Source organism: Cognatishimia sp. (assembly GCF_049116455.1).
GTDB lineage: Bacteria > Pseudomonadota > Alphaproteobacteria > Rhodobacterales > Rhodobacteraceae > Cognatishimia.
Window position 1 is genome coordinate 499492 of sequence record NZ_JAGDYW010000001.1, and the last position, 24228, is coordinate 523719.

Genomic DNA, 24228 nt, shown 5'->3' on the forward strand with positions numbered 1-24228 from the left:
GGTCTTGGAATGACACAAGAAAAACCAGGTCAATTTTATATGGATTCTCTGACAGCTGATATCATCCGCCATCTCCGGTATGATCTGGGGAAGGATGAAAACCATGCATCCCTTTACGATTGGCGCATGGCGATGTCTTTGGCCATTCGTGACCGCTTGGTTGATGCATGGTTTGACAGCACCCGCGCGACTTATGCGCAAAAAGGAAAGCGCGTCTATTACCTGTCGATGGAGTTTCTGATCGGCCGTTTGACCGAAGACATGGTAATTAATGCCGGTCTCGAAGACGCCACACGCACGGCGTTGGAAGCTTTGGGTCTGGACTATGATCAAGTAGTTCAAGATGAACCTGATGCGGCGTTGGGTAACGGCGGTTTGGGACGACTGGCGGCCTGTTTCATGGACTCTTTGGCCACCCTTGGCATCCCGGCCTATGGCTATGGCATTCGTTACGAACATGGTCTGTTTGAACAGGACTTTGTGGAAGGTCGTCAGGTTGAGACAGCGGAAAGTTGGCTTTCACAAAAACACGTTTGGGAGTTTGAACGCCCAGAAGTGTCTTATGAAATCTGCTTTGGTGGCCATGTGGAATATCCAGATGGCAAGGCCGTTTGGTACCCGCATGAGCGCGTAAATGCGCGTGCCTTTGATACGCCGGTCATCGGGTGGAAAGCGGAATGGGGAAATACGTTGCGCCTTTGGTCTGCGACTGCGGTCCATCACTTCGACCTCGCAAGCTTTAACCGTGGTGACTATCTGGCAGCGAGCCGGTCTGAAGCTTTGGCACGAACCATTTCGCGCGTGCTTTATCCAGATGACACCACCGAAGCCGGAAAAGAGCTGCGCCTTAAGCAGGAATACTTCTTCACGGCCGCATCGATCATGGACCTGATCCGCCGCTTCCTGTCTGAACATGATGATATCCGCAAATTGCCGGATCACGTGGCTATTCAGCTGAACGACACACACCCAGCGATCGCTGCGCCAGAGCTGATCCGTATTCTTTTGGATGAACACGGTCTGGAAATGGATGAGGCTATCGACATCACGCGTCAATGTATGGGTTACACCAACCACACTTTGCTGCCTGAAGCGCTAGAGCGTTGGAATGAATGGCTTTTCGGTCGTGTTCTGCCGCGCCACATGGACATCGTGCGCGCCATTGATGCCGACCATCAGGAGAAGTATCCGGGCTCCCCTCGTATTCTGGACCATGGCAACGTGAACATGGGCGAGCTGGCCTTTATCATGGCGCATCGCGTCAATGGCGTGTCGGCGCTGCACTCTGAATTGGTCAAGGAAACCGTCTTTGCGGACCTGCATAAAATCCACCCGGATCGGATTATCAACCAGACCAATGGGATCACCCCGCGTCGCTGGCTCTATAACTGTAATGCCCCGCTGCGGAAACTGATCAACAGCGAAATTGGCGAGGGTTGGGTGTCTGACCTAGAGCAGTTGGAGGCATTGACCAAGCTGTCTGATGACTCCGCTTTCTTGGAAAAGTTCCAGGATGCGAAGACGCAGAACAAGGCAGCGCTTTCCAACTGGCTGAAGGAAACCACTGGCGTTGAGGTTGATCCTCAGGCGATGTTTGACGTGCAGATCAAACGTATTCACGAATACAAACGCCAGCACATGAATATTCTGGAGACGATAGCGCTTTGGAATGCAATCCACGAAAATCCAGATGCCAACTGGACCCCGCGCGTGAAGATTTTTGGCGGTAAAGCTGCACCGGGTTATGTGGTTGCGAAAGAGATCATTCAGCTGATCAACGATGTGGCGCACACCATCAACAATGATCCGGTGACAAGCAAATATTTAAAGGTTGTCTTCCCGCCAAACTACAACGTTTCGATGGCTGAAAAGTTGATTCCGGCGGCGGATCTGTCAGAGCAGATTTCGACAGCTGGTAAAGAGGCATCTGGCACAGGCAACATGAAGTTTGCCCTGAACGGTGCGCTGACCATCGGCACACTTGACGGTGCCAACGTAGAAATCCGCGAACATGTTGGTGCGGAGAACTTCTTCCTCTTTGGCCTGACAGCGCATGAAGTCATGGAGCGTCGCCAGCACCACGGCTATGCCCGAGCTGCGATTGAAGCAAGCCCGCGTTTGGCACGCGTTTTGGGACAGATTGCTTCGGGCGTTTTCTGCCCGGGCGATCCAAGCCGCTATCATGGCCTTGTCGGCAATCTTTATGATCACGACTACTTCCTCGTGACCTGCGATTTTGACGACTACTACGACACGCAGCGTAAGGTGGATGCGACCTATCTGAACCAGCGCGAGTGGACGTCGAAAGCTCTGATCAACACTGCGAAGATGGGGTGGTTCTCCTCAGACCGGACGATCCAAGGCTATGCCAAGGATATCTGGGGCGCAAAAAGCCTTAATCGGTCATAAGGAGGCACACCGTGGGACATCAGGTTGGATCTTTGCAGATCGAAGAAGCTCAGGCCTTGGCGGATGGTCGCCACGGTGATCCTTTCGCGGCCTTGGGGCTGCATAATGTGGACGGCAAATTGGTTGTCCGTACGGTTCACCCAGAAGCTGATGCTGTCGATGTTCTAGATGCAAAGACCAATCGCAAATTGGCCAGCCTGACTCGCCAAGACCACACCGACGGGCTGTTTATTGGTGTGATCCCTCGGCGCAAAAACCGCTTCGCCTATGTCCTACGCCTGTCTCAGGGGGATCAAGTTTGGGAGCAACATGATCCGTTCGCCTTTGGCCCCGTGATCGGGGAAATGGATGAATACCTTCTGGCGGAAGGCTCTCATGGCGCGGTTTGGAAAGCGCTTGGTGCCCATGTGCTCGAACATGAAGGCGTATCAGGCACGCATTTCGCGGTCTGGGCTCCAAACGCCACCCGGGCCTCCATTGTTGGTGATTTCAACGGCTGGGATGGCCGCCGTACGCCGATGCGTCGTCGTGGTGGCACTGGGATTTTTGAAATCTTCATCCCAGGTTTGGGCGATGGAACTACCTATAAATATGAATTGCTCGATCAACACGGAAACCTATTGCCTGAAAAGGCTGATCCGGTTGGCTTTGGGTCGGAGTGCCCGCCGAAAACCGCCTCTGTGGTGCGCGATCTGTCTGGCTATGATTGGAAAGATCAAGCCTGGATGACCACCCGCGCCGAAGCGCAGCGGCATGACAAACCGATCTCAATCTATGAAGTGCATCTGGAAAGCTGGCGACGCGTGCCTGATGAGAACGGGCGCAGCCTGTCTTATGAGGAAATGGCCACACAGTTGGTCAATTACGCGCGCGACATGGGGTTCACTCATATCGAGCTATTGCCGATTTCCGAATACCCGTTCGGCGGATCATGGGGTTATCAGCCTGTCGGGTTGTTTGCACCGACTGCGCGCTTTGGCGACCCAAATCAGTTCCGCGCTTTGGTTGAAGCCTGCCACGCTGCAGGCCTTGGCATGATCCTTGATTGGGTACCTGGTCACTTCCCAAGTGATGCGCATGGGTTGGGTCAGTTTGATGGCTCTGCACTTTATGAACATGCCGATCCCAAAGAAGGCTTCCACCCGGATTGGAATACCTTTGTCTATAATTTTGGTCGCGCGGAAGTTCATAACTTCCTCGTTTCAAACGCGAAATTCTGGATGGAAGAATACCATATCGATGGTCTGCGCGTGGATGCAGTGGCCTCCATGCTGTATCGCGACTATTCGCGCGATGAAGGGGAATGGGTGCCAAATGAGTTTGGCGGCCGCGAGAACCTTGAGGCGATCGCGCTTTTACAGCGCATGAATGAATCCGTCTATGGCTACTATGACGGTGTCATGACCATCGCTGAGGAATCCACATCCTTCCCAATGGTGTCTGGTCCAACGGATGCCGGTGGTCTGGGCTTTGGGTTCAAGTGGAACATGGGCTGGATGAACGACACACTGGACTACATCGGCAAAGATCCTGTGCATCGCAAATATCACCATGATCAGATCACTTTTGGCCTGCATTACGCGTTTTCTGAAAACTTCGTGCTGCCTTTAAGCCACGATGAAGTGGTGCATGGCAAAGGCTCTATCTTGTCTCGCATGCCGGGGGATGACTGGCAGCAGTTTGCGAACGTTCGCGCCTATTACGGCTTTATGTGGGGGCACCCCGGCAAGAAGCTGTTGTTTATGGGGTGCGAGTTTGCGCAGCGGGATGAATGGAACAATGAAAGCAGCTTGGATTGGCATCTGCTAGATGCGCCAAGCCATGCGGGTGTGCAAACACTGGTGCGCGATTTGAACACGCTTTATCGCACAAAACCTGCGCTCCACCAGCTTGATAGCAATGCCCGCGGATTTGAGTGGATTGACGGCGGCAACGCCGAAGCATCCGTCTTTAGCTGGGTGCGATACGGAGAAGAGGGTGAAAGCCCGATTTTGGTTGTGACCAACTTCACCCCGGTCTTGCACCGCTCATTCCGCCTTGGCGTGCCAAAGGCAGGCTTCTGGAAAGAATGCCTGAACACCGATGCAGAACGCTACGGTGGCAGCAATCAAGGCAACATGGGCGGCGTTCACGCCCAATCGGTCAGCGAACATGGCCGCCCATATTCAATTGAAATTACGGTGCCCCCTCTGGCCACCGTCTTTTTTGAGCTCTCAAACGAGATTTGAGTCTCATGCCCATTCTGGAGGAGGAATTCATGAAGAAAGTTGACAGACGCGTCACGCAGCAAACCATGGCGTTTGTATTGGCAGGAGGCCGGGGGAGCCGCCTGAAAGAGATGACGGATATTCGCGCAAAACCCGCCATGTATTTTGGCGGCAAGGCACGGATCATCGACTTTGCCTTGTCCAACGCTGTGAATTCCGGCATCCGCCGGATTGGTGTGGCGACGCAATATAAAGCGCACAGCTTGATCCGCCATATTCAGCGCGGTTGGAGCTTCTTTCGTGCCGAGCGCAATGAATCCTTGGATATTCTCCCAGCCTCTCAGCAGCTGAACGAAGACAACTGGTACAAAGGCACCGCAGATGCCGTAACCCAGAACATCAGCGTTCTGCGTGGCTATGGTCCGAAATACATCCTCATCCTCGCGGGCGACCATATCTATAAACAAGACTATTCTGTGATGATCGAAGAGCACGTGCGATCTGGTGCGAAAGTCACAGTTGGCTGTATCGAAGTGCCGCGCGAAGAAGCCAAAGGCTTTGGTGTGATGGCCGTTGATGGCAAGGACAAGATCCTTGAGTTCGTTGAAAAACCAGCCGACCCGCCTGCAATGCCGGACAATCCGGAGAAATCCCTGGCCAGCATGGGTATCTATGTTTTTGAGGCCGAATACCTTTATGAACTTCTGGAAAAAGATGCGGTTGATCCAGACTCCAGCCATGACTTTGGTCATGACATCATCCCGCAGATTGTGGCCGAAGGTAGCGCCTACGCGCATCCGTTCAGCCGCTCTTGTGTAATGTCGGGGCTTGAGCCCGAACCATACTGGCGCGATGTGGGAACGATTGATGCCTTTTGGCAGGCTAATATCGACCTGACGGATTTCACCCCTGAACTGGATATCTATGCCAACGACTGGCCAATCTGGACTTATTCAGAGCTGACGCCTCCGGCAAAGTTCATTCACAACGAAGAAGGTCGTAGAGGTCAGGCTGTCTCCTCCATGGTATCCGGTGGCTGCATTATTTCGGGTTCATCGCTCTATCGCTGCTTGCTTTTCACCGGTGTGAAAACTCACTCGTTTGCGCAGCTCGAAGGCGTGGTGGCCATGCCATATTCCACAGTAGGGCGTCGCGCATTCCTGAAGAATGTTGTGCTGGATCGCGGTGTGAACATTCCTCCGGGGCTGATCGTTGGCGAAGACCCGGAGCTGGATGCGAAACGTTTCCGTCGGACGGACAACGGCATCTGCCTCATCACCCAAGCGATGATCGACAAACTGGAAAAGTAACATGAATGTCTTGATGGTCGTCTCAGAATGCGCGCCTTTCATTAAAACCGGCGGTTTGGCCGATGTGGCGGGGGCTTTGCCAAGCGCTCTCGCCACACATGACATCAGCTGCCGCACGCTTATGCCCGCCTATCCGGCACTGAAACCTCTTCTTGCGAAAGGCAAAGAGGTTGCGGTTTTGAAAGATCTGCCCGGCGGCAATGCGCGCGTTGTTGCAGTGAAAGCAAAGGGCATCGACCTGCTGCTTTTGGACCAGCCTGATCTTTATGATCGTGAAGGCGGGCCATATACCTCAGCGCAGGGCAAAGACTGGGACGACAATCACATTCGGTTTGCGGCGCTGGCCATGGCGGGCACGCGGATTAGCGCAGATGGCATCAACGGGTGGCGGCCTGAGATTGCCCATGCGCATGATTGGCAGGCGGCCTTGCTGCCTGTCTATTTGAAGCAGTTGAACATCACGGATGTGAAATCTGTTCTCACCATCCATAACATCGCCTTTCAGGGCCGTTTTGGTCCTCATGTTTTAGGTGCGCTGGGCTTGCGGCAGGATTGGTTCCACCCGGAGGCGCTGGAATATTATGGTGATCTTGGGTTCTTGAAAGCGGGTCTGACTATGGCCGATCAGATCACAACAGTTAGCCCAACCTATGCGCGTGAAATCCTGACACCTGCCTTTGGGGCCGGGCTGGAAGGCGTGCTGAGTGCAAGGTCTCATCGTTTGACTGGTATTCTGAATGGCATTGATCTGGATGTCTGGAATCCGGCGACGGATGATGCACTGCAAGCGACCTATGATGCGCGCAGTCTGAAGCGGAAGGCAAAGACCCGGGCAGCAATTGCTAGGCGTTTGGGGCTATCCGCGAAATGCGATGGGCCATTGTTTTGTGTGGTCAGCCGCCTGACTGAACAAAAAGGGTTGGATATCCTGCTCGAAGCCGTTCCGCATTTGGTTGCCAAAGGTGGGCAGTTGGCTGTGCTTGGGTCTGGTGATCCGGTGCTAGAGCAAGGATTTGAGCGCGCGGCAAAGCAATTTGCCGGGCAGGTGGGAACTTTCATCGGCTATGACGAAGCTTTCTCTCATGAACTGCAGGGCGGTAGTGATGCTATCCTGATCCCATCAAGGTTTGAACCTTGTGGCCTGACACAGCTTTATGGTCTGCGCTATGGCACATTACCTGTTGTCAGTCAGACGGGCGGCTTGGCGGATACGGTTGTAGACGCCAATGTTGCGGCTTTGAATGCCGGCGTGGCCACTGGCTTTAAAGTTTATGATCTGACAGCTGATGGCCTACGAGGTACGCTAGATCGAGTGTTTGATGTTTATCAATCGCCAAAACGCTGGCAATCCATGCAACGCGCCGCAATGAAAAACGCCTTTGATTGGGATGCATCGGCGCAGGATTACGCCGATGTTTACAAGGCCCTGCACGCATGACGACGCGACTAAACCGGCCGTCTGAGCTGTCGCCGGGAAGCCCCCACAAACTGGGCGCGCATTTTGACGGTGAAGGTACGAACTTTGCGGTGTTTTCGGAAAACGCGGCTCAAATGTATCTGTGTCTGTTTTGCCCAGAAACCGGTGAAGAAACTGCTCGCCTTCCGATGACGGAAAAGACTGGGTCGATCTGGCATGGCTATTTGCCAAAGGCGCAACCCGGTACGCTTTATGGCTATCGCGCAGATGGGCCATATGCACCCGAGGAGGGCCATCGGTTTAACGTCAATAAATTGCTGATTGACCCCTATACCCGTGAGTTTCATGGTTCTTTCCACGAAGACCCGGCTCTGCTTGGATTTGAAAGCGGCTCTATCGCGGGGGACTTGGCTTTTAGCCCGGATGACAGCGCTGATTTCATGCCGAAATCTGTGGTCTCTGATCCAGAAGATTTTCAACCGACAGCCAAGCAATTGGGGCGCAATTGGGGGGATGACGTCATTTATGAGGCCCATGTAAAAGGCCTCACCCAGCGCCACCCGGATGTACCAGAAGCTCTGCGCGGCACCTACGAGGGTCTTTGTAGCCCTGCCATCACTGATCACCTGAAGTCTTTGGGCGTTACCGCCATTGAGTTGCTGCCTGTTCACGCTCTACGTTCGGAAGGTCAGCTGACGGCACGCGGGCTGAAGAACTACTGGGGTTACAACACCGTTGGCTTCTTTGCAGCAAACCCCGAATACTTCGGTCCAGACGGCATCCAAGGATTTCGCAAGATGGTCAAAACCTTCCACGATGAAGGGATCGAGGTCATTTTAGATGTGGTCTATAACCATTCTGCAGAAAGCGACCAGTTGGGGCCGACGCTGAGTTTTCGTGGGCTCGACAATGCCTCTTACTATCGACTGCTCGATACACAAAAGCGCTACTATGTGAACGATACCGGATGCGGAAACACTCTGAATGTTGAGCATCCCTATGTGATGCGCATGGTGCTGGATAGCCTACGCTTCTGGGTTGAGGTCATGGGCGTGGACGGATTCCGCTTTGATCTGGCGACCACCCTCGGGCGGCAGTTCGACGGGTTTGACCCTTACGGAGCATTTTATTCCGCCCTTCGGCAAGATCCGGTTTTAGCAGGGACAAAGCTGATTGCTGAGCCTTGGGACGTTGGGCCCGGCGGCTATCAAGTCGGGCAATTTCCGGCAGATTTTTGTGAGTGGAACGACCAATCCCGCGACGCAGTGCGCAAATTTTGGCGCGGTGATGAAAACGGCGCGCAGCAATTGGCCTCTGTTCTGTTGGGGTCAGCGGCGCAGTTTGATCACAGTGGACGGCGCGCTTGGACGTCGATCAATTTCGTGGCGGCGCATGATGGGTTCACGGCGGCGGATACCACACGGTATTTGGAGAAACATAACATCGCGAACGGCGAAGCAAACCGCGATGGGCACCATGCGAACTTCAGCGACAATTTTGGCGCGGAAGGGGATAGCGATGATCCCGAAATCCAAGCGAAGAGAGATCGTCGGGTCCGCAACCTTTTGGCCACGGTTTTTCTGTCACAGGGCACTCCAATGCTTTTGGCGGGGGACGAAGGCTGCAATAGCCAAATGGGCAACAACAATGCTTACTGCCAAGATAACGAAACGACTTGGATCGATTGGGTTGGGTTTGATCACGAGCTAAAACAGTTCGTTGCGGATCTGACCTCGCTGCGCCGCCGCCTGCCTGCATTGCGGCAAACACGCTTCCTTCATGGCAATCTGCGTGCGACTGACGGTCTGAAAGATGTCGAATGGTTCGGCTTTGACGGAAAAGGCCCTGAATGGCACAACTCGCGTCTGGATCGTCTGGCCGTTCTGCTGCGAGGGAGCGCTGAAACGACACAATCCCAGATGGATATGGCCGAGGTCTTTGTCGCTTTCAACCGATCTGACCAACAGTTGGGCCTTGTGATGCCCACGCCCACAAATGGGCGCTGGAGCAAGGTGTTTGATACCGCCAAGCCAAAGCAGTCAGAGCTATCGATTGACGGGAACACGATCGTTGAGCCGCATTCGATAAGTGTTTTCGCGACGACAGGTGATGGGGCCGAAAATGCAGCATGACATGTCATTGCGCGAACTCGCGCGGGCCTATGGCATCTACACAGAGTTTCATCAGTTCTCTGGGGAATTGCATGAGGCCAGCCCGGATTCCCTGCGCTTGCTGCTCGCCGCGTTGGGTGTGACCGCGGACAATGACGGTGCTGTTTCCGATGCTCTGGCATCCAAACGCCACGCTGATGCGTCTCGGGTTGTGCCAAGCGAATATGTGATCCGGGCCGGCGAGCATGTGGACATCCACGTGACCCAGCCTTGTTCTTGGCAGTTGCTCGATGCAGCGGAACAGGTGTTCGCCGAGGGCTTCGCCGAGCACACAATCCACTTGCCACCTCAATCGGTAGGCTATGCGTTTCTACACGTGAATGGACAGGGCTTTGAACAAGTTGCTTTCATGCCAATCCGCCCACATTCGGCACCCATTTTGGACCGGCGTGGATGGGGCTGGGTGACGGCGCTTTATGGATTGCGGTCGAAATCCAATGGCGGTTTAGGCAATTTTCGTGACTTGAAACACGCCGCCAAAGGTCTGGCGCGTGGCGGGGCGGCGTTCCTTGGGATCAATCCGGTGCATGCCTTGGGCTGGGCCGAGACAGAAATGATCAGCCCCTATTCGCCATCCCATCGTGGCTTTTTCAGCACTGATCATATTGCGCCCGACACCGATCTTGGACCGACCCCAAAAGAGGAGTTGGTGGATTACGCAAGCATCCGCCCTAAGCACCGCGCGACCCTAGAAGCGGAGTTTGCTGCCTTTGAAAAAGCCACTGGGAATGCAGAGAAGGCCACCTTTGAAACCTATCTTACTGAAGGACCTGACGGGTTGGAAGACTTCGCGCGCTTTGAGGCGCTGAGCGAAGTACTGGGCGGTGATTTCCGTCAATGGGATTCGAAGGCACTAAAAACTCAGAAAGTTGATCCCGCGCGTGTGCGGTTCCACTGCTGGCTGCAATGGCGCGCTGAAACCCAGATCGATGCAGCGCAGACCGCAGCCAAGTCGGCTGGAATGAACCGTGGGCTATATCTGGATTTGGCCGTTGGCTCTCGGCGTGGTGGGGCCGAGGTTTGGATGAACCAGACCTCAATTGCTCAGGGCGTCTCTGTCGGAGCCCCCCCGGATCACCTGAGCCCCGATGGGCAATCTTGGGATCTTGCAGGATACGCGCCAAACCGATTGGCAGAAGAGCATTACCTACCCTTCAGGCGGTTGCTGTCACGGCTCATGCGGCGCTGTGGCATCCTGCGGATTGACCATGCGCTTGGCATGTTGCGCAGCTTTTGGGCGCCTGATGACGGTAACCCAGGCACTTATATTGCTCAAAGTTTTGAGACCCTTCTCGCGATTGTCACAATCGAGGCGCATCGCAACGATTGTGTTGTGATCGGAGAGGATTTGGGTCTGGTGCCAGACGGGTTTCGCGAAAGACTGCAGGGAAGTGGGCTATATAGCTACGCGGTCTGGCAATATGAGACCTACGAGGATGGCTGGCTTTATCACGCCAATGATCTGCGTGCCTTCAGCCTATCGGGCTTTAGCACCCATGATACGCCGACGGTTTCCGGGTTTTGGACAGGACGCGATCTGGATCACTGGGAGCGCCTGGGTTGGGTTGCAGAAGACGATAAAGAAAATCAGCGAAACCGTCGCGAGCATCAGCGCAACAGCCTGCGGGCACATTGCGAATTTGAAGGCGATATCGCGCCAAATGAGCTTAACCGGAAGATAAATGAGCAGTTGGTCCAGTCGCCTGTGGCCTTGGTCGCTTGTCAATTGGATGATGCTTTTGGCGTCGTTGAAGCACAGAATTTGCCCGGAACAGTCTCAGAGCACGTCAATTGGCAACGCCGATGCCCTGAATGGGTCGAAGACTTTGAAAAATCAAAAGACATTACGGATCTCTGCGCGGTGTTTGAGCCGCTTACAGAGAACAGTTAACCTTGGAGGACAAGATGACAATCTCGACCGTAAGCTGTGAGCCATTTGAGGGTCAAAAGCCGGGCACCTCTGGCCTCCGAAAGAAAACCCGCGTTTTCATGCAGCCCCATTATCTTGAAACCTTTGTGCAATCGACGTTTGACGCGATTGGTGGACTTGAGGGCAAACGCCTCGTGGTAGGGGGCGATGGTCGTTACTTCAACAAAGACGCGATCCAGACCATTCTGCGCATGGCCTCCGCCAATGGAGCGTCAGAGGTCATCGTCGGGCGGGGCGGTCTGCTTTCCACGCCTGCTGCTTCTAACCTGATCCGAAAGAACAAAACCGATGGCGGTCTGATCCTGTCAGCCAGTCACAACCCCGGTGGCATCGATGCGGATTTTGGTATTAAATACAACATTTCAAACGGCGGCCCCGCGCCAGAGGGCGTGACCAATGCCATCTTTGAAAACACGAAATCCATCAATGAATACAAGACTCTGACGACAGAAGATATTGATCTGAGCGCAATTGGAACTCAGCAACTAGGTAAGATGACCGTTCGAGTTGTTGATCCCGTGGCGGACTATGCCGAACTGATGGGGCAGATGTTTGACTTTGACAGGATCAAAGCGCTCTTGGCAGGTGGTTTCACCGTGCGTTTCGACGCCATGCATGCGGTCACCGGACCCTACGCGACACAGATCATCGAAGGTATCCTCGGGGCTCCGAAGGGAACAGTGATCAATGGCGTCCCATCCGAGGACTTTGGCAAGGGTCACCCCGATCCAAACCCGATTTGGGCCAAACCTTTGGTGGATGAGGTCATGTCGGCTGAAGGTCCTGATTTTGCAGCAGCAAGCGACGGGGACGGAGATCGCAATATGATCCTTGGTAAAGGGATTTATGTTACTCCGTCCGACAGCCTTGCTGTGCTTGCCGCCAATATTCACTTGGCACCCGGGTATAGCCAAGGCCTAGCAGGCGTCGCACGCTCCATGCCGACAAGCCGTGCCGCCGACCATGTGGCCAAATCATTGGGCGTAGAATGTTATGAAACGCCGACCGGCTGGAAATTCTTCGGTAATCTTTTGGATGACGGCCGGGTCACCCTTTGTGGCGAAGAAAGCGCGGGCACCGGTTCAGACCATGTGCGTGAAAAAGACGGGCTTTGGGCGGTTTTGCTGTGGCTCAATATTCTGGCTGAACGGAAGGTTTCCGTTGCAGAGATTATGGCCACGCATTGGGAGACCTTTGGCCGCCACTACTATTCCCGCCACGACTATGAGGCGATTGATAGTGATGCAGCGCATGCCCTTATGTCAGCAACCGAAGCGCAATTCTCAACGTTGCCGGGAGTTCAGATTGGCGATCTGACAATCGAGGCAGCCAACCAATTCTCTTATGATGATCCCGTAGATGGCTCGGTCAGTAAGAACCAAGGTCTGCGTCTGTTTTTTGAAAGCGGAGAGCGAGCTGTTTTGCGCCTCTCGGGTACAGGCACAGAAGGCGCGACATTGCGGGTCTACTTGGAAAGCTATGAAGCACCTAACGGTGATCTAACAAAAGATCCGCAGGAAGCATTGCAGCCGGTGATTGAAACCGTTGCAGAACTTATTGGATTGGAAGCCAGAACAGGGCGGAGCGCACCTGACGTGATCACCTGAATTACGCTTTAAGTTTTCGAACGCAGTAGTGATCAATCGGAGAAAGGTTGAGGGCCATAGCTCGCGATTCCGTTGTTTGATCTGAAACACGAATTTCGTGAATGCATGCGCTTTGTCTGAAGGAGGATGAACATGCCTAATCAACACCTACGTGTGAGATGGCGCCATACGGCATCTTCCAATATCTTTGAGTTCTTAGCCCTTGCTGCAGAAGCGAACGACTTGCTTGCGCCGTTTACTGACCAAATCGCAGAATACTGATCGAATACTCATCCTTTGAGGTTATCCAATTTATGACCGGAGGGAAGTTAAACATTCCTGAAATCTTGGTAATGCGCCAACAATCAATAAATGGATCACCGTCAAAACCAGAGCGCGCGTTGCATTGTGGGGCCAGGTACGGGCCACCTGGAATTGATTGGACAAGACGTCATGACGTCCCCTTTGGTCTACATAGATCCATTAGCCGCCTAAGCCATTTTGCGGCCAATTGTATAAAACACTTTGCTTTGAGATCCTGCTCGGGCATCGTTGCGATCAGGAAATTTTATCAGTAGGCCGAACATGATCAAAAGCCAGATCACCCTGAAGCAGTTGGAGGCTTTTGCCTTTGTTGTCGATACTGGCACCTTTCGTGCTGCGGCATCGGCGCTTGGGACGACGCAGCCCAATATTTCGGCACGGATCAATTCTTTGGAAGCAGCGCTTGATACGACGTTGCTGATCCGAGATGCAGGATCGGTGCGCCTAACCGTCAGCGGTGAAAGGTTACTTAAGAAAACGCGCGAGGTTCTCTGGGCTGGTGAAGCCCTGATTGAAGACGCTGGTCGCCAAGAGTTGATTGAAGAAACTTTAAGGCTAGGTGTGACTGAATTGGTCGCTTGTACGTGGCTGCAAAGATATCTGCGCCTGATGAGGGAAGCCTATCCCAAGCTGCGCATTCAGTTGGAAGTCGACCTATCAACCGCAATTGATGCACGATTGATGGAAGGGCAATTTGATCTGGCCTTGCAGACTGGACCATTTAGATCAAAGTCATTCGCCAGCGACATTCTTGGGCAGGAAAACTATTGCTGGGTTGCAAATTCGGACCTGTTTCAAAAGATCGGTGCACAAACATCTTTGCCTGAGCTCTTTGATTTGACGGTCTTAACACATGCCAAACACACCCAAGCCTGTGCAGCACTTCATCAGCTGGCGGCCGAGCAGGGGCTACGCCGTGAGCGCATCGTGCATTCAAGTGCGCTATCTGCATGTGTTCCAATGGTGCTTGAAGGCCTAGGGGTTGCTTTGATTCCCGAACGTTTGGTCAAAGCCGAATTGGTGTCGAAGGTGTTGCACAAAGTCGATCCGGATTGGCTGCCTGATCCTTTGTCTTTTTATGCGCGGTATGCGCCTGCGCGTTCTGGTCTCTATGTTGAAAAAGCAGCGCAGATTGCGAAAGAAGCAATGCAGTCTCTTTAGATAAAGAAAATTGATTGGGGTGAAAAATATAATCGATTTGATTATTTGTGGCGTTTTAGGTCACCTGCAATTGTAACCCATTGCAGGAGCCCCACGATGGCAACATCCTCCATCCGTCTTGGCGTCGATATCGGCGGCACATTTACTGATGTTGTATTGGAAAAAAACGGTGAGCCGTTTTCCACAAAAGTACTTACGACCTACGCGGCACCAGAGAACGCAATAATCGATGGTATGCATCAGGTTTGCGCAAAGGCTGGAATCTCTCCATCCCAGATTGATCAGATTATCCATGGCACAACGCTGGCAACCAATGCCCTGATCGAACGTCGTGGTGCAAAGACCGCTTTGATCACCACCGAAGGATTTCGTGACGTTATTGAGATGCGGACGGAATCCCGGTTTGAGCAATATGACTTGAACTTAAACCTGCCCGATCCACTTCTGCCACGCCAAATGCGTTTCACTGTGGCAGGGCGCATTGATGCCAATGGGCAGGTGCTAGTGGACATCGACCGCGCAGAGGTTGAAGCAGTGGTCGATCAAATTGCGGAAGCCGGTTTTGAAAGCGTTGCTGTTGGTTTGATCCACTCATATCTGAACCCAACACACGAACAGTTGGTACGCGAGGTATTGGCTGATAAACTGCCCGACGTTTCAGTGTCGATTTCCTCTGAAGTGTCGCCTCAAATGCGCGAATATGAGCGTTTTAATACCGTTGTCGCCAACGCTTATATCAAGCCTTTGATGGCCTCTTATTTGGGACGTCTTGAAGATCGTTTGAAAGGCGAAGGTGTGTCTTGCCGCATCTTCTTAATGCACTCCGGTGGTGGCATTATTTCGATTCAGAATGCAGCGGATTTTCCAGTGCGCTTGGTTGAATCAGGCCCGGCTGGTGGCGCAGTTTTTGCAGCCCATATCGCAGCACGCTACGGGCTGGATAAAGTGCTGTCCTTCGACATGGGTGGCACCACAGCCAAGATTTGTTTGATCAAAAATCAGACACCGAAGACATCACGTGTCTTTGAGGTTGCGCGGACCTATCGGTTCAAGAAAGGGTCCGGCATGCCAATTTCGATCCCTGTGATTGATATGGTCGAGATCGGTGCGGGAGGTGGCTCGCTGGCACATGTGGATGCGATGCGTCAGATCCGGGTTGGACCTGAAAGTGCAGGTTCTGAACCTGGTCCTGCCTGCTACGGTCGTGGTGGCGAACGGCCAGGTGTCACCGATGCAGACCTGGTATTGGGCAAGCTCGACCCTGATAATTTTGCGGGCGGTTCGATCAAGTTGCACCCGGAAGAGTCCAAATCTGCGCTGTCTAATCACGTTGCAAATACGTTGGATATGGATGCTGTAGAAGCGGCATTTGGTGTGGCAGAAGTTGTCGATGAAAACATGGCCAACGCTGCACGGGTGCATGCGGTTGAGAATGGTGAAGATCTATCCGAATACACGATGATCGCATTCGGCGGCGCAGCTCCGCTTCATGCCGGCCGTCTGTGTGAAAAGCTGGGTGTGGAGCGTCTTTTGGTGCCACCGGGAGCAGGCGTGGGTTCGGCGATTGGTTTCCTGCGAGCACCGTTTAGCTTTGAGGCGAACCGCTCTGTTTATATGAAGTTGAGTGACTTTGATGGCGATCGGATCAAATCCTTGCTGACCGACCTTAAGTCCGAAGCGACAGGGTTTGTGCGCACCTGTGACGAAGTCAGCCCGATTTTGTCAGAGTTCAAAGTTTACATGCGCTACACTGGTCAGGGTTGGGAAATCCCGATTGAGTTGACCGAAGAGCAGGCGATGAACCCGGATGTGGCAACCTTTGAAGCACGGTTCATCGAAGACTATTCCAAACTCTTTGGCCGCCCAGTTGAGGGCATGGATATCGAAATCACAGTCTGGTCTGTGAATGCAACCACGCCGCCTGAAGAGGTCGCGCGTATTGGCGAGACCGAGGGATCGGATACGGCAACAGCCGTTGGTGAACGCCCGCTCTTTGATGCCGCATCGGCCAAATATTTGGATGCCAAAATCGTAAACCGATTTGACATGAACACGGGCGAACGGGCCTCTGGACCGGTGGCCGTTGTCGAAGACGAAACTACAATCATTGTACCAGCAAGCCGCGATGCAATTCGCCAGCCTGATGGCTGTATTGACGTGGTCGCGAAGGGATAATCCAATGACTCAAGAACATTCCAAAGTCGCCTATCAAGTCATGTGGAACCGCTTGATTTCGGTGGTTGAAGAACAGGCCCAAGCGCTGGTGCGCACCGCCTTTTCAACCTCGGTTCGTGAAGCGGGAGACTTGTCAGCAGGTATTTACGATACGCAGGGTCAGATGCTGGCGCAGGCCGTCACTGGCACGCCGGGGCATGTGAACGCCATGGCGGATGCAGTGGCGCACTTCATCCGCCGGATTGGTCGCCAGAACATCCTTAAAGGGGATGTTTATATCACTAACGATCCGTGGGAAGGGACAGGCCACCTGCACGACATCACGATGGTGACACCGTCCTTCCACAAGGGTGCTCTGGTTGGGTTCTTTGCCTGTACAGCGCATATCGTAGATATCGGCGGGCGTGGCTTTGGGGCAGATGCGCAATCTGTTTATGAAGAAGGTCTTTACATTCCAATCATGAAATTTGCCAACAAGGGCAACGTTGACGATACTTTGGTCCGCATCATTCGCGGGAATGTTCGTGAACCTGATCAGTTGATTGGGGACATTTACGCGCTTGCGACATGCAATGAAATTGGGCATCGCCGATTGATTGACATGATGGAAGAGTTTGAGCTTGATGACCTAAATGGGATTGCGGATTTCATTTTGGAGAACTCTCGTCGTGCAACCATCGAGCGGATCGCTGCTCTGCCGCAACAATCGGCCGAAGGTGAAATGACGATGGACGGCTTTGATCGCCCCATCACTTTGAAAGTGAAAGTCAGCGTGGAAGGCGACAAAATCGTTTCGGATTTCACGGGCACATCTGGATTGGACAAAAAGGGTATCAACTGCCCATTGGTCTATGCCAAAGCCTATGCCTGCTATGCGCTTAAGGTTGCGATTGCGCCTGAAATTCCTAACAACGCCGCATCGCTTGCGCCTTTTGAAATTAGCGCGCCTGAAAACTCGATTGTGAATGCTTTGCATCCGGCACCTGTCGCGCTGCGTCACATCGTTGGCCATTTTGTTCCAGATGCCGTGTATGACGCGTTTGATAAAATTGTACCGGGGTTGGTGCCCGCGGAAGGGGCAGGTTGCCTGTGTAACTTCCAAGTTTCATTGCGTCCGCGCATGGACGCGCCTGCCCCAGCAAGCGCACGCCGATCTGAAGTGTTAACGTTTAACTCAGGTGGATCTGGCGCGCGTCCGGAACATGACGGATTGAATGCTACGGCTTTCCCATCAGGCGTGATGACCATGCCAATTGAGGCCACAGAACATGCCGGCCCAGTAATCATTTGGCGTAAAGAGCTGCGCCCGGATTCAGGTGGCGCAGGTAAAACCCGTGGGGGTCTTGGTCAATATATGGAGGTCGGCGCCCAGGAAGGGCATGAATTCGACATCCAAGCCATGTTTGACCGCGGAGAGCACCCGGCCCGTGGTCGCCGTGGCGGTAAGAACGGTGCAAATACCACCATCGTGCGCAGTGATGGCGCTGAGATGCATGTGAAAGGCAAACAGTTCGTGCCGCATGGTGAACGTGTGATCATGGCCTTCCCTGGAGGTGCGGGATACGGTTCTGCCAGCGAGCGCCCTATCGATCTGGTGAAACGCGATCTTGCACGTGGATATATCTCCGCCGAGACTGCTGCGAAGGACTATAATCTATCTGTAACTGAAATCGCTGAAGTCGAAGCAGCTGTCGCGCGAGGGGATGCAATATGAAGACACAGGCTCCTCAGAACACCTCATATGACGTGATCATCATCGGGGGCGCCATTATGGGCGCCTCCGCTGCGTGGTTCTTGTCAGATGACAAAGATTTCGATGGCAAGGTTTTGGTGGTCGACCGAGATCTGACCTACGAGAACACATCGACGATGCACACCAATTCCTGCATGCGCCAGCAATTCTCTGGTGAGTTGAACGTGCGGATCAGCCAATTTGCAGCGGATTTTGTAAAGAACCTACCGCGCTACATGGGCAATGATGACCGCGTGCCTGAGCTATCGATCCGCTCGTTCGGATATATGTATCTCGCAGACAACGAAGGTTTTGCAAATGTGCTGCGTGAAAGCCGCGATGTGCAGATCAATGCAGGTGCCGCCACACAGTTGATGACACCCGACCAGATCAAAGAAGCCTACCCGTTTTACAATGTGGATGACATTGTATTGGGGTCGATCAACCTCGTTGACGAGGGCCTTTGGGATGCGACTGCGGTGTTTGATTGGTGGCGCAAATCAGCCCGTGAACGTGGTGTTGAGTATATTGAAAACGAGATTGTCGCGATCACAAAAAACGCCTCCGGCACACGTGTCGAAAGCGTGACTTTGAAATCAGGTGAGGTGATCGCTTGTGGTCAGCTGCTGAATGCGTCTGGCCCACGAGCGGCGCGCACAGCTCAGATGGCTGGAATCGATGTGCCGGTTGAACCACGCAAACGATTTTCTTGGATTTTCTCCGCTGAAAAACCGCTGGACCGCGATTTGCCACTGACCATTGATCCTTCGGGCGTCCACGTGCGTGAAAATGGCGGTGGGACGTATCAATGTGGGGGACACACGGATTTCGATCCCGCAGTAGATTTTGATGATTTCGCCATGGATCACAGTCTTTGGGAAAGCCACGTTTGGCCAATTCTTGCGACCCGAATTCCGCAGTTTGAAGCCATCAAAGTTCAATCCGAGTGGGGTGGGCATTATGCAATGAACACCTTTGATCATAATGCTATTCTTGGGCCGCATACGGGTGTCGAGAACTTCTTTTTCCTGAATGGTTTCTCAGGTCATGGCCTGCAGCAAGCACCTGCAATGGGGCGCGGTACGGCTGAGATCATGGTGCATGGCACCTATAAGACGCTGGATATGACGCAGTTCCATTTCGACCGTATTCCGGCTGGCCGTAAGATCATTGAAAAGGCGATCATCTGATGAAACTCGCGCAAAACGCATTTCTGCAAGCGCTGGGCCGAGGCGAAAAGCAGATTGGTCTTTGGGTTTGCCTATGTAGCAACTTGGCAGCAGAGGTCACTGCACCGGCAGGATATGATTGGGCACTAATTGATATGGAGCACAGTCCAAATGACTACAGCTCTGTGCTCAGTCAGCTTCAGGTGTTTGCGGCCAGTGACACAACGGCGCTTGTCCGGGTGGAAACTAACGATACGATTGCCGTCAAACGCTTGCTGGATTTAGGTGCATCGGGGCTTTTGTTCCCGATGATCCAATCCGTTGAAGAAGCTGAAAAAGCAGTTGCCGCGACCCGTTACCCTCCGCATGGTGTCAGGGGCGTGGCGGGTGCAACGCGGGCCACAAAGTTTGGACGCGTGAGCGATTACATTGACCGCGTTCACGAAGAAACGGCAGTTTTGCTGCAATTGGAAACAAGGGCCGCAGTTGCGCAGGCCGAGGCCATTGCGGATGTGGATGGTGTGGATGGTATATTCTTTGGCCCCGCTGATATTGCCGCCGACATAGGCAAGATTGGCAAGCCAATGGACCCAGAAGTTTGGTCGTTGATCAAACCCGCAGCACAGGCATTGATTGCCAAAGGAGTGCCTGTTGGGACGTTTGCACTTGATCCAAAATTTGCGACGGAGTTGCTCAACGAAGGGTTCTCTTACGTTGCCTGTGGTGTGGATGCCTCGTTGTTGGCCAAAGCATCTGATGCTTTATTGGCGCAGATCAAGGGTGGTTTGAAATGAACTATGTGTCTTCTCGCCTTGATCCAGTGAAACCCTCAGCGTCAGCTTGGGTCAGCCAAGCCGCCAAAGAGGCAAAAGCGCGCGGCGAAGATGTAATTGATCTTGGATTAGGTGAGCCTGATTTTGATACGCCTGCTCATATCGTAGAAGCAGCGCACCAAGCGGCTCTGCGGGGTGAAACGCGCTATCCTCCGACCAATGGCACCTTGGAAATGCGACAGGCTGTGGTCGATAAACTGTCGCGCGAAAACAATCTAACTTATGCCGTGGATGAGGTAATTGTCTCCAATGGTGCTAAGCAGGTTTTGTTTAACGCGATGATGGCGACGCTGGAACCGGGGGATGAAGTTTTGATGTGCGCCCCCTATTTCGGGCAGTACAAAGACATCGTTCTAATCCTTGGCGGCGAAGCTGTGGCTTTGACTTGTCCGGCTAAAAACGGATTTCGGCTCACGCCGGAACAGTTGGAGGGTGCGATCACGCCAAAGACACGCTGGATCATGTTGAACCTGCCGTCCAATCCAGCGGGTGCGGTTTATTCGGATGACGATTTGCGAGCGTTGGGGGCCGTCTTAGAAAACCATCCTAATGTGCTGATCCTGTCGGACGAAATATACGAACACATCCTATTTGATGGACGAGAATTCTTGTCTTTCGCCGCTGCCAATCCTTCGCTCAAGGATAGGGTCTTAACGGTCAATGGTGTTTCAAAGGCCTATGCGATGACCGGCTGGCGTATCGGTTATGGGGCTGGCCCAAAGGCCTTGATCGCAGCCATGACCAAGGTGCAAAGTCAGATTTGTTCTGGAGCCTGTGCCATTGCGCAGGCCGCGGCTGCGGCTGCCCTCAATGGTCCGCAAGATGACGTGCGCCGGTTCCGCGATGCTTTTGAAGCGCGGCGTGACTTGGTTGTGGATCGGGTTGCAAAGATTGACGGGCTTACTCTTGAGCCACCCGGGGGCGCGTTTTACGGATTGATCGGCTGCGCTGATTTGATCGGTGCTGTGACCCTAGAAGGTGAAACACTCATGAATGACGCGGATGTCACCGCCTATATCTTAAAGGATGCGGGTATTGCCGCCGTTCCGGGTAGCGCTTACGAGCTATCCCCATTTTTCCGAATATCTACCGCTGCTTCGATGGATGTTCTTGGGCAGGCGATGGACAGAATCGCCACGTCTATCGCCAAACTTAAAAGAAAGACCTGACCTATGAAAAAACTTGTTCTTACCGGTGCTGCTGGCCGCCTAGGGTCCTATCTGCGCGAACCTTTGACGAAGATGTGTGATGAATTGGTTTCGACCGATATCGCCGACGATATTGGCGCTCTCTATCCGGGCGAAACCTATGCCAAGGGTGATTTGGCCAGCCTAGACGACATGATGCGCGTGCTCGAAGGTGCAGATATGGTTGTTCATATGGGTGCCTACGCGGATGAAGGCCCGTTTGAAAAATTGCTCGGCCCTAACTTTGTCGGCGCATACAACATTTGGGAAGCAGCTTATCAACGTGGCTTGAAACGAGTTGTTTATGGCAGTTCGATCCATGCGGTTGGGATGCACCCGAAAAACGAATTTATCGGTACGGATGCGCGTCATCGCCCTGATACGTTTTATGGGTTGGCCAAATGTTTCGCTGAAGATCTCGGTTCGATGTATTGGGATAAGCGCGGCCTAGAAAGCGTTCACATGCGTATTCTGTCTTGTGCACAAGTCACAAATGCACGCGCGCTTGGCTCTTGGTTGTCCTACGACGATCTGATTCAGCTTGTGCAGCGCAGCATTGATGCGCCGGTCACTGGGTTCTCAGTTGTTTATGGCGTGTCCAACAATGACCGTGTTCCAGTCGACAATGCGAAAGCCAGCTTTTTGGGGTACCGCCCGAAGGACAATGCTGAGCAGTTTGCCGAGCAAATTTTGGCAGAAACAGAACCGATGGATAATCAAGATCCCGGCAATATGTGCCACGGTGGTCCATTTGCATCCGTCGAATTGGGCAACAGCGGTGTTGCGACAATGAACATCATCGACGACAGCAAGAAAACCTAAAGGGGAGATCCGCAATGTCAGATCAAAAAGTTGCACTCATCACCGCTGGAGGCTCAGGCATGGGTGCTGATAGTGCCCGAGCCCTCGCTGCCGACGGGTTCAAAGTTGGTATTCTGTCGTCTTCAGGAAAAGGCGAAGCCTTGGCCAAGGAGCTGGGTGGCGTCGGAGTGACCGGGTCCAACAAATCCGAAGCGGATCTACAGAACCTTGTGGACGCCGCAATGGATCAATGGGGACGTGTTGACGTGTTGGTCAATTCTGCAGGGCACGGGCCACGTGCCGCAGTTTTGGAACTGACGGACGAAGATTGGCACGAAGGTATGGAAGTTTACTTCCTGAATGCCGTGCGCTCATCGCGTTTGGTGACACCGATTATTCAAAAACAGGGCGGTGGGGCGATCATTAATATTTCTACCTTTGCTGCATTCGAGCCCAATCCTGTTTTCCCAACATCGGGTGTCATGCGTGCAGGCCTTGCTGCCTTTACCAAATTGTTCGCTGATAAATACGCAGCAGAAAATATCCGAATGAACAATGTTCTGCCGGGTTTCATCGACAGTCTTCCTGAAAAGGAAGAGTTTCGCTCAATGATCCCGATGGGCCGTTACGGCAACTCGCTGAACGAAATCGCCAGCGTCGTCGCATTTCTTGCGTCCGATGGTGGTGCTTATATCACTGGACAAAATATCCGAGTGGATGGCGGTATCACGCGCTCTGTCTAGCCGCGTTCACTGTGAATAAGCACAAAGCGCTGCCAGCCTTTTGAAGGTTGGCACGCTTATTTATTTTCGATTGATGCAAGCCAATCCGAGAAATGCTGTTTCGGGCCATGGTCCGAGGTGCTTTGCGGCCAGACCAAGTAATAACTCCCGATGCTTATCAGTGGCAGATTGGAGATCGGGACCAGGGATCCAGCCTCCAGTTCATCTTGGATCAGATATGAAGGAATAAGCGCTGTTCCCAATCCATGAGTCGCGGCTTGGATCATTGACGCAAACTGATCAAATAACATGCCATGCCGCGGCGCGTTTTTGATGCCTTGTGCCGCGGCCCAAAGCTCCCATGCATTTGGCCGCGTATCCAGATGTAGAAATGATGTTTGGGTCGGCCAATTTTCGTCTTCAAAATTGATCATTGCTGCCCGTTCTGGGGACGCGACCGGAATGACTGTTTCTTCCATCAAATGTTGGTAATGCACGTCCGGCCAATCCATCTGACCAAAGTGGATCGCCGCATGAAAGGGCTCTCGTGCGAATTCAAATGGCTTCAGGCGTGTGCTGAGGTTCACCGTCACTTCGGGGTGTTTTGCGACGAAATCAGGCAGTTTCGGTGCCAGCCAGCGGACGCCAAATGCTGGCAGGATGGCCAGGTTCAACTGACCGCCTCCAGGGTTTGCCTTAAGACGCAAACTTGCAGTGCTGATCTCATCCAAAGCCCTGCGAATGTCGCGCGCGTATTCTCGTGCAGCGGGCGTGAGAGTGATGCTTTTACGCTCTCTCACGAACAGAGAAATATCTAAGTATTCTTCTAAAGCTTTTAGCTGCCGGCTTACTGCGCTTTGAGACAATCCAAGGCTTTCCCCGGTTTGCGTGACATTGCCGGTGCGTTCAAAGGACTCCAATGCACGTAGGGCTGAAATCGGGGGGTGGAACCGCTTGGGAGAAGGCATAGGTATGAGGTTTCTGCATATGTTATGGCTTTAAATCGTTTCCCACGCGCCGATAATTTTGTCAAATTGCCTTAGCTGCGACGATTGGTATTTGAAATCTGCATTTATCAACTCGTGTGCGAGAAC

Annotated in this window: 17 protein-coding genes; 16 read left to right on the plus strand and 1 reads right to left on the minus strand. The window is 53.2% G+C overall.

Annotated features, from left to right (window positions below; translation table 11 throughout):
• The first annotated feature begins 9 nt into the window (after positions 1–9).
• The 16 genes from JXQ85_RS02465 to JXQ85_RS02540 all read left to right on the plus strand — a co-directional run bounded on the left by JXQ85_RS02465 (position 10) and on the right by JXQ85_RS02540 (position 23155).
• Positions 10–2409, plus strand: coding sequence for a glycogen/starch/alpha-glucan phosphorylase (locus tag JXQ85_RS02465; RefSeq protein WP_421747264.1), 2400 nt, complete (start codon positions 10–12; stop codon positions 2407–2409).
• Positions 2410–2420: 11 nt separating this feature from the next.
• Positions 2421–4637 carry a 1,4-alpha-glucan branching protein GlgB gene (glgB, locus tag JXQ85_RS02470; protein WP_421747265.1) on the plus strand — a complete coding sequence of 739 codons (2217 nt, stop codon included), beginning with the start codon at positions 2421–2423 and terminating at the stop codon, positions 4635–4637.
• Between the two features lie 29 nt (positions 4638–4666).
• Entirely contained in the window at positions 4667–5926 is a 1260-nt protein-coding gene (gene glgC / locus JXQ85_RS02475; protein WP_421747266.1) for a glucose-1-phosphate adenylyltransferase, read from the plus strand.
• 1 nt (position 5927) lies between these two features.
• Positions 5928–7364: a glycogen synthase GlgA gene (gene glgA / locus JXQ85_RS02480; RefSeq protein WP_421747267.1), complete on the plus strand. Its 1437-nt coding sequence runs from the start codon at positions 5928–5930 to the stop codon at positions 7362–7364.
• A complete protein-coding gene (gene glgX / locus JXQ85_RS02485; protein ID WP_421747268.1) occupies positions 7361–9475 on the plus strand; it encodes a glycogen debranching protein GlgX in 2115 nt (704 codons plus the stop codon). The genes glgA and glgX overlap by 4 nt, the downstream gene beginning before the upstream one ends.
• Positions 9465–11405 carry a 4-alpha-glucanotransferase gene (gene malQ, locus JXQ85_RS02490; RefSeq protein ID WP_421747269.1) on the plus strand — a complete coding sequence of 647 codons (1941 nt, stop codon included), beginning with the start codon at positions 9465–9467 and terminating at the stop codon, positions 11403–11405. Before glgX ends, malQ begins: the two co-directional genes overlap by 11 nt.
• Positions 11406–11419: 14 nt before the next feature.
• Positions 11420–13051 carry an alpha-D-glucose phosphate-specific phosphoglucomutase gene (locus JXQ85_RS02495; RefSeq protein ID WP_421747270.1) on the plus strand — a complete coding sequence of 544 codons (1632 nt, stop codon included), beginning with the start codon at positions 11420–11422 and terminating at the stop codon, positions 13049–13051.
• A gap of 132 nt (positions 13052–13183) precedes the next feature.
• Positions 13184–13312: a hypothetical protein gene (locus JXQ85_RS02500; RefSeq protein WP_421747271.1), complete on the plus strand. Its 129-nt coding sequence runs from the start codon at positions 13184–13186 to the stop codon at positions 13310–13312.
• Positions 13313–13615: 303 nt separating this feature from the next.
• The gene (locus JXQ85_RS02505) at positions 13616–14515 is read left to right on the plus strand and encodes a LysR family transcriptional regulator (protein WP_421747272.1); all 900 of its coding nucleotides are present in this window, start codon (positions 13616–13618) and stop codon (positions 14513–14515) included.
• A 96-nt stretch (positions 14516–14611) separates the two neighbouring features.
• Positions 14612–16690 carry a hydantoinase/oxoprolinase family protein gene (locus JXQ85_RS02510; protein WP_421747273.1) on the plus strand — a complete coding sequence of 693 codons (2079 nt, stop codon included), beginning with the start codon at positions 14612–14614 and terminating at the stop codon, positions 16688–16690.
• A gap of 4 nt (positions 16691–16694) precedes the next feature.
• Entirely contained in the window at positions 16695–18404 is a 1710-nt protein-coding gene (locus tag JXQ85_RS02515; RefSeq protein WP_421747274.1) for a hydantoinase B/oxoprolinase family protein, read from the plus strand.
• On the plus strand, positions 18401–19612 hold the full coding sequence (locus tag JXQ85_RS02520) for an NAD(P)/FAD-dependent oxidoreductase (RefSeq protein ID WP_421747275.1): 1212 nt from the start codon (positions 18401–18403) through the stop codon (positions 19610–19612). Before JXQ85_RS02515 ends, JXQ85_RS02520 begins: the two co-directional genes overlap by 4 nt.
• Positions 19612–20385 carry an HpcH/HpaI aldolase family protein gene (locus JXQ85_RS02525; RefSeq protein ID WP_421747276.1) on the plus strand — a complete coding sequence of 258 codons (774 nt, stop codon included), beginning with the start codon at positions 19612–19614 and terminating at the stop codon, positions 20383–20385. The genes JXQ85_RS02520 and JXQ85_RS02525 overlap by 1 nt, the downstream gene beginning before the upstream one ends.
• The gene (locus tag JXQ85_RS02530) at positions 20382–21593 is read left to right on the plus strand and encodes a pyridoxal phosphate-dependent aminotransferase (RefSeq protein ID WP_421747277.1); all 1212 of its coding nucleotides are present in this window, start codon (positions 20382–20384) and stop codon (positions 21591–21593) included. The genes JXQ85_RS02525 and JXQ85_RS02530 overlap by 4 nt, the downstream gene beginning before the upstream one ends.
• A gap of 3 nt (positions 21594–21596) precedes the next feature.
• Complete coding sequence (locus JXQ85_RS02535; protein WP_421747278.1) at positions 21597–22433, plus strand: NAD-dependent epimerase/dehydratase family protein; 837 nt, start codon at positions 21597–21599, stop codon at positions 22431–22433.
• Between the two features lie 14 nt (positions 22434–22447).
• Positions 22448–23155: an SDR family oxidoreductase gene (locus tag JXQ85_RS02540; RefSeq protein ID WP_421747279.1), complete on the plus strand. Its 708-nt coding sequence runs from the start codon at positions 22448–22450 to the stop codon at positions 23153–23155.
• A gap of 56 nt (positions 23156–23211) precedes the next feature.
• Here JXQ85_RS02540 and JXQ85_RS02545 read toward each other — a convergent pair whose 3' ends face one another.
• Positions 23212–24102, minus strand: a complete 891-nt coding sequence (locus JXQ85_RS02545) for a LysR family transcriptional regulator (RefSeq protein ID WP_421747280.1) — start codon at positions 24100–24102, stop codon at positions 23212–23214.
• Between the last annotated feature and the right edge of the window lie 126 nt (positions 24103–24228).

Bases quoted from the DNA above. Each gene is read 5' to 3' on its own strand.
- JXQ85_RS02505 (WP_421747272.1), top strand. From the start codon at position 13,616: ATGATCAAAAGCCAGATCACCCTGAAGCAGTTGGAGGCTTTTGCCTTT.
- glgC (WP_421747266.1), top strand. From the start codon at position 4,667: ATGAAGAAAGTTGACAGACGCGTCACGCAGCAAACCATGGCGTTTGTA.
- JXQ85_RS02530 (WP_421747277.1), top strand. From the start codon at position 20,382: ATGAACTATGTGTCTTCTCGCCTTGATCCAGTGAAACCCTCAGCGTCA.
- JXQ85_RS02535 (WP_421747278.1), top strand. From the start codon at position 21,597: ATGAAAAAACTTGTTCTTACCGGTGCTGCTGGCCGCCTAGGGTCCTAT.
- JXQ85_RS02525 (WP_421747276.1), top strand. From the start codon at position 19,612: ATGAAACTCGCGCAAAACGCATTTCTGCAAGCGCTGGGCCGAGGCGAA.
- JXQ85_RS02510 (WP_421747273.1), top strand. From the start codon at position 14,612: ATGGCAACATCCTCCATCCGTCTTGGCGTCGATATCGGCGGCACATTT.
- JXQ85_RS02465 (WP_421747264.1), top strand. From the start codon at position 10: ATGACACAAGAAAAACCAGGTCAATTTTATATGGATTCTCTGACAGCT.
- JXQ85_RS02520 (WP_421747275.1), top strand. From the start codon at position 18,401: ATGAAGACACAGGCTCCTCAGAACACCTCATATGACGTGATCATCATC.
- JXQ85_RS02545 (WP_421747280.1), bottom strand. From the start codon at position 24,102: ATGCCTTCTCCCAAGCGGTTCCACCCCCCGATTTCAGCCCTACGTGCA.
- glgX (WP_421747268.1), top strand. From the start codon at position 7,361: ATGACGACGCGACTAAACCGGCCGTCTGAGCTGTCGCCGGGAAGCCCC.
- JXQ85_RS02495 (WP_421747270.1), top strand. From the start codon at position 11,420: ATGACAATCTCGACCGTAAGCTGTGAGCCATTTGAGGGTCAAAAGCCG.
- JXQ85_RS02500 (WP_421747271.1), top strand. From the start codon at position 13,184: ATGCCTAATCAACACCTACGTGTGAGATGGCGCCATACGGCATCTTCC.
- glgA (WP_421747267.1), top strand. From the start codon at position 5,928: ATGAATGTCTTGATGGTCGTCTCAGAATGCGCGCCTTTCATTAAAACC.
- JXQ85_RS02515 (WP_421747274.1), top strand. From the start codon at position 16,695: ATGACTCAAGAACATTCCAAAGTCGCCTATCAAGTCATGTGGAACCGC.
- JXQ85_RS02540 (WP_421747279.1), top strand. From the start codon at position 22,448: ATGTCAGATCAAAAAGTTGCACTCATCACCGCTGGAGGCTCAGGCATG.
- malQ (WP_421747269.1), top strand. From the start codon at position 9,465: ATGCAGCATGACATGTCATTGCGCGAACTCGCGCGGGCCTATGGCATC.